We start from the raw sequence: 5,591 nt of genomic DNA on the forward strand, positions 1-5,591 counted from the left end.
GAATGGGTGTCCAGTTTGCCGTGAAATCGGTGTCCAGTTTGGTGTGGAATACGCACTCCAGAGCTGCGAGGAAATGCTTCGCGTCCGCTTCGTGCTCAAATCCTGCCACACTGTCGTCCGCAAAGCGGACCAGGATGACCTTGCCAACTGCTTGATGCCGTCGCCAATGATGTGCCCACACATCGAGAACATAGTGCAGATAAATATTGCTGAGCAGCGGAGAAATGACGCCGCGTACGATCTTGCATACTTTTCTCTCCAACGTCTGAATTAGCCGAATTCTCGTCGGCATTGAACCCCGGATCCGGATCAACCCGAAACACGACGAGGATCTCCTCTTTGTGAATTTCGACGCGCTTGACCAAGCCGAGGATGACCTCGCGTTTCATTACGAAATCGATTGTGTCCAACCGGTCATGCACGGCAGATGCAAACTCTTCGAGACGATTAATCACAAGGAACAACTCGCTTTGACCAGCATTGTTGCGCCGTGATTCTTGAATCTGATGATCGATCTGTTCTAGCCGTACCTTCAATTGCCGCATCTTCGGATCGAAGTCCGCTTTGTCGAGCATACCATCGGCATAGCTGTCTATGAGTCGCGACTTGCCCTTCTCCAGTTGAAGCCTTTGCCTTTCCAGAGATGCTGTATCAGAACTTGTTTTTTCTTTTTTCTCAAGAACACTCAGCCGACGTTCATATTCACTCTTTAGTCGTCCTGGGTGAGCCAGTAGTTCAATAACCTGCTGCCACACGAGGTCATCGAGCCGGTCCGTTCTTATTTGCTGATTGTCGCAAACGCGTTCACCGCCAAAGCGGTAGGCGTCGGTTCCAATACAGCGATAATAAGCATAGTGCCGCTGGTGGCCTTTGGCTGCCGCTTTGCTGATCTTTTTGCCGTAATAGGCGTAGCGACAATGGCCGCATACGATCAATCCCTGAAGCAGATAGACCGCGCCATGGCTCCGCTGACGCGCCGTTTTGCGATTCTCGGCAAGCTGTTCCTGAACAGACTGAAACAACGCCTCGCTGATGATCGCCGGCACGGGGATTTCGATCCAGTGACTCGGATCTGTACGGACGGTTGAGTACCCATTTTTGGGCACATCGGCGCTGTGGCGTTGCGCACGGACGCGGGACAAGCAATCGCGAGACTGCGTTTTGCCGAAAGCGGCTCGCCCCATATAGGCTGGATTCCGCAATATCCCCCACACGACGCTACGGTCCCAGTACGGCTTGCCTGTAGCCGTTGCGATGCCCGTTGCTGCAAGGCGGCGGGTCACTTCTCCTATGCTCAGCCGTTCCATCCCAATCCATTGGAATATGGTTCTCACCGTCGCTGCTTGTGGCAATTCGATGACGTACTGTGCCGGTGCTCCATCGAGTTGTTTGCGAATGTAGCGGTAACCATAGGGTGCCGTCGAAAGCACATTGATACTGCCGCGTTTGGCCCCATGAAGCTTGCCACGGCGATTACGCTCCATAATCTTGGCGCGTTCGTATTCGGAGATCATGCCTTGCATCTGCAGCAGTAACGATTCCTCCGGCGTGACGCCGATGGCATGATTGAGAAACACCACCTGCACACCACACGCCGACAGTTCTTCCATCAGCAAAGCTTGGTGAGCATATTTCCGCGACAGTCGGTCAGGAGACAGGACGTAGAGACGATCCACCAGGCCGAGCGCAGCACGGTCTCTCAACCGTTCCAATTGCGGTCGAATCAGCGTTGCGCCGCTGACTCCGGCATCGACAAAACGCATGTCCTCGACAATCTGCTCGCCATCGACCGCAATTCGTTCCACCAACGCGGTAATTTGGCTTTCGATCGTGCCGCGTTTGGCTTGCTGTTCGGACGACACCCGGGCATAGAACGCCACCATCACTGCATGGCTCATCGCTCACCTCGCTTGGCAGCACGACGCTTTGTCACAGCCGGTTGGGATGGAGATGATTCTGAGGTGGCGCGTGTCTGGGTCGGCTTTAAATGCTCGTAGACCCTTTCGAGTTGTTCGCAGGAGAATCGATTCGGCTCGAAAGCCAGGCGAATGCGCCAATTGCGCGGTTGTCGGGTCATGACTGAGCCTTCCCGTTGGTGGGGTCAATGACCTCAATGACGAGGATAATCTCGACATCCGGGCATCCCGCAAACCTTGGGGCCAAACTCTCCCGGGCAATGCGCAGTCCCCATCTTACCCGAGAGTTTGCTCTATTGTTGTGGGCGTAATGACCGCGCCTTGCGGCGTGCCCTTCTCTGCCACGATCCGCTTTCCATCCTCGATGGTACCTGCCTTCAGCCATTTGCGGATCAAGCGCAGCACGCGCTTGTCCGCAATCCGGTGGGCCAGAAATCGTTCGATCCAGTCATGATCGATGGAGCCGAAAAAGTCGCTAATGTCCGCGTCTAAAATCCAGCCTACCTTGCGCCTTTCTATTCCAACCCAGAGTGCATCCAGCGCTTGGTGCTGGCTGCGTCCGGGCCGGAACACGTACGAGAACCCGAGAAAGTCTTCTTCGTAGATCGCACCCAGAACCGTCGAGACGGCCTGCTGCACGATCTTGTCTTCAATGGCGGCAATCCCCAGCGGCCGCTTGCTGCCATCCGCCTTGGGAATGAATACCCGCCGTGAGGGCAAGGCTTTGTATGCGCCGGTGTGAATCTCCCGGTGCAGGCCATGCACCCGACTGTAAAGTTGACCTTCGTATTCTCTCCACGTCACATCGTCCACGCCTGCCGCCGCATTCTTGCGCAGAGCGTGAAAGCTCTCCACCAGCAGCGATGGCGTGACGTGATGCAGTAGTGACGTGAACCGTGCCCGCTTATCGGCGCGGGCACGCTGACGTACGCCTTCGAGTCCCATCGATACGTTGATCCGGCTCTGTGTCCGGGACGCAGGAGGCTCGTCGGCGTTCCCCTTGGCTACACCGCTTTCCTCCACTGCCTCCGCGGGACCAATCCCCTTGTTCGGCAGCTTCTCAGGTACTACTGGTGTATCCGACTTCTCATCGGCGTAGGCGGCGGGATTTCGGCCATGGGCCTTCTCCGCCCCGCCCGTCCCGACTGCGACGGGCGCCGATGAGATCTCCCAGCTTCTGTGCAAGAAATTTCCCGGCATGCTCAGGGTCTCTGACCGCGCAGGACCGATGCGTGACTTGCAATTGGCGTCATGCTTCGTGTGGTCTTCCGGTTAAAGTGACACCGTCGACGTCCCGAACTGATTATTTCGCGGCTCAATGGCTGGCCTGCCGTTTCCCCCCCCCGCGAAGTGCCTGATTTACCAGGACGGTACATACGCTCGATTGACGCGGGCAGCGGCTCAATACGTGTGGTACTCATGCACACGACGCTGCCCGGCGGGTACCACCTTTTGGTCGTATACAACATCACGAAATACAGGGTGCTGGAAAATTTTTTCCTGTATGGATTGGTGTTCGCAGCGGGCATTGTTTTACTGCTTGGCGTACTGGGCGGGCTGCTGGTTCGTCGCACGTTACTCTCCAAGGTACACGACATCAACCAGGCGGCCTCTGCCATCATGCAGGGAAATTTCTCACACCGGCTGCCGGCCTATGGTGGCGAGAACGAACTCAACACTCTCGTCGAGACAGAAAACCGTATGCTGGACCAAATCGAGTACCTGATTGACGGTATTCGAAACGTGTCGAACGCTATTGCACATGATTTGCGCACTCCATTGGCGGAACTGCGGTCCCGCCTGGAGGAGCTATCGCTGATCCGGCCTGGTCCGGAACAAACCTTCGCCGAAATCGATAGCGCAATGGCCGACGTAGACCGCGTCATCGCTATCTTCAACGCACTACTGCGCCTGGCGGAGATTGATACCGGCACGCGCCGCTCCGGCTTCATTGAAGTTGATGTCGCCAACATCGCAAGCGAAGTCGCAGAATTCTATCAACCTGTGGCGGAACTGCAGGGACGCGTGCTTTCTTTCGTATCGTCGGGACCACTTGCGTTGGCGGGTGATCCTCTGCTGCTTGCGCAGGCGATCGGGAACCTTATCGACAATGCGCTTAAGTATGCGCAGGAAAACGGGACGATCACAGTCGTGGCATCCCGTCACCCGGACGGGGGGGGGCGAGATCGCCGTGTCGGACGACGGACCCGGCATCCCCGACGAAGAAAAATCTAAGGTTTTCGAGCGTTTCTACCGCGGCGACGCAAGTCGCGGCACACCGGGTGCGGGATTGGGTCTCAGTCTCGTGGCCGCCGTCGCGAAGTTGCACGGCGGCGTTCTCAAGTTGACCGACAATCACCCCGGGTTGAGGGCGACGCTGGTCCTCTTTCCTTCGGCGAACTTCCCTAACGAGCCAGCCGCCGCAAGCATGTCATTGGGCAAGCGTTGAAAAATTACCGTGTAAATAACCCTAACGAAATTCGCGTTGAACGCTGGTCGGTGCAGTTTCAAATGCACGACCCCTTACATCTGCCGTAAGAGTCCGAAACGAAGGACGGCCTGAATCGATCGAACGGTAGGATGGACGACGATGTGTCGCCTGCAATATCGTTTCTGAGAACCTGTTCAAGATCTTTTCATCAGCAAAGCAACCTGAATTCCGAATCACCTTTTTCAGGCGCGGGCGACTCGATGGATGGTGGGGAAAATAGACCAAAAACAGGCAGCAGAAGAACGCCAGCGACGACAAAGGCGAACACATCCAGCGAATACCTTCCGCGTCGTTAACACTGAATTTATAGCTGAAAAAGGAGAATCAAAACCGCGACCGATGCCAAGAGCAATCGTTGTGGTTTATATTCGAACGAATAGAGTAAGGGGAAATAATGCGTCGGAATTGACCCAGTGTACTGACCACAAACACAATTGCCGACGGAGTTTCAGGAATTGGTTGACGAATCGAACAGGTGAAGGCAGCCACAGGATGACGCTTCAAATTCGCTTACATGAGGAAGTGAAGAATGTAGAAACGATGGGAATCTAAATACCGAAACCATCAATTCTCATAAGGGGGGATGTGGTCTGTCCAGCAGGAATCGAACCTGCGACCCTCAGCTTAGAAGTCAGTAACTCGCAAGACGAAAAACCTATTGCAATCAACTTGTTGCAATGCGTGCACTGTGCTATACCTCAGTATCAAGGTCGTCCGTAAGTGCTTGATTCATAAAGAACCACAAACGACCTATAGCACACCATTTAGTGCGCCATCCCATTGGCCCGCGCAAATGACTGGCACGCTCGCCCGGTCGCCGCCGTTTCTTCCATCTTCAGTTTGAGCGCGTCAAGATCTCGTCCAACGTCTTCGCGAACCAGCCGGCCTCCGGGATCGGCTGCATCGCCGCTGCCGGCGCCTGCGGTTTGGGTGACGCCGGCAGATCCACCACAGAGGGCGGTGCCGATGCGCAAGCGCTCAGAGTGAGCAAGAGCAGTGCGGACAGTAGATAGTTCTTCATCGTGGACTTTCGTGATGTTGTCATTGTCGAGGTGTTGTTGCTCTGCAACTCGCTCGTTGTTTTTCACGCGCGAGAGGATGGCTGCGTTGTCGGCCTGAACGCGCACAGCCTTGTCCGCGTCCCATTCCGCTTTCATAGACGTCTCACCTTGCGTAAAAACGTG

Annotated in this window: 5 protein-coding genes; 2 read left to right on the plus strand and 3 right to left on the minus strand. The window is 55.5% G+C overall.

Annotated features, from left to right (window positions below; genetic code table 11):
• Positions 1-95 precede the first annotated feature (95 nt).
• Positions 96-1,898 carry a recombinase family protein gene (locus ACFOFO_RS24375; protein WP_390333260.1) on the minus strand — a complete coding sequence of 601 codons (1,803 nt, stop codon included), beginning with the start codon at positions 1,896-1,898 and terminating at the stop codon, positions 96-98.
• Between the two features lie 294 nt (positions 1,899-2,192).
• Positions 2,193-3,116 carry a reverse transcriptase domain-containing protein gene (locus ACFOFO_RS24380; RefSeq protein ID WP_390323692.1) on the minus strand — a complete coding sequence of 308 codons (924 nt, stop codon included), beginning with the start codon at positions 3,114-3,116 and terminating at the stop codon, positions 2,193-2,195.
• Positions 3,117-3,335: 219 nt separating this feature from the next.
• On the opposite strand from ACFOFO_RS24380, the gene ACFOFO_RS24385 reads away from it, so the two are divergent.
• Complete coding sequence (locus ACFOFO_RS24385) at positions 3,336-4,151, plus strand: sensor histidine kinase (protein ID WP_390333261.1); 816 nt, start codon at positions 3,336-3,338, stop codon at positions 4,149-4,151.
• Positions 4,039-4,365 carry a sensor histidine kinase gene (locus ACFOFO_RS24390; protein ID WP_390323686.1) on the plus strand — a complete coding sequence of 109 codons (327 nt, stop codon included), beginning with the start codon at positions 4,039-4,041 and terminating at the stop codon, positions 4,363-4,365. The genes ACFOFO_RS24385 and ACFOFO_RS24390 overlap by 113 nt, the downstream gene beginning before the upstream one ends.
• 806 nt (positions 4,366-5,171) lie before the next feature.
• Here the strand turns inward: ACFOFO_RS24390 and ACFOFO_RS24395 are convergent.
• The coding region (locus tag ACFOFO_RS24395; RefSeq protein ID WP_390333263.1) for a hypothetical protein at positions 5,172-5,591 on the minus strand (420 nt) is incomplete at its 5' end.

The organism is Pseudundibacterium arcticum (genome assembly GCF_042646465.1).
Lineage (GTDB): Bacteria > Pseudomonadota > Gammaproteobacteria > Burkholderiales > Burkholderiaceae_D > Undibacterium_A > Undibacterium_A arcticum.

Coding starts and splice junctions, on each gene's coding strand:
- ACFOFO_RS24380 (WP_390323692.1), bottom strand. CDS start 3,116: ATGCCGGGAAATTTCTTGCACAGAAGCTGGGAGATCTCATCGGCGCCC.
- ACFOFO_RS24385 (WP_390333261.1), top strand. CDS start 3,336: ATGCACACGACGCTGCCCGGCGGGTACCACCTTTTGGTCGTATACAAC.
- ACFOFO_RS24390 (WP_390323686.1), top strand. CDS start 4,039: ATGCGCAGGAAAACGGGACGATCACAGTCGTGGCATCCCGTCACCCGG.
- ACFOFO_RS24375 (WP_390333260.1), bottom strand. CDS start 1,898: ATGAGCCATGCAGTGATGGTGGCGTTCTATGCCCGGGTGTCGTCCGAA.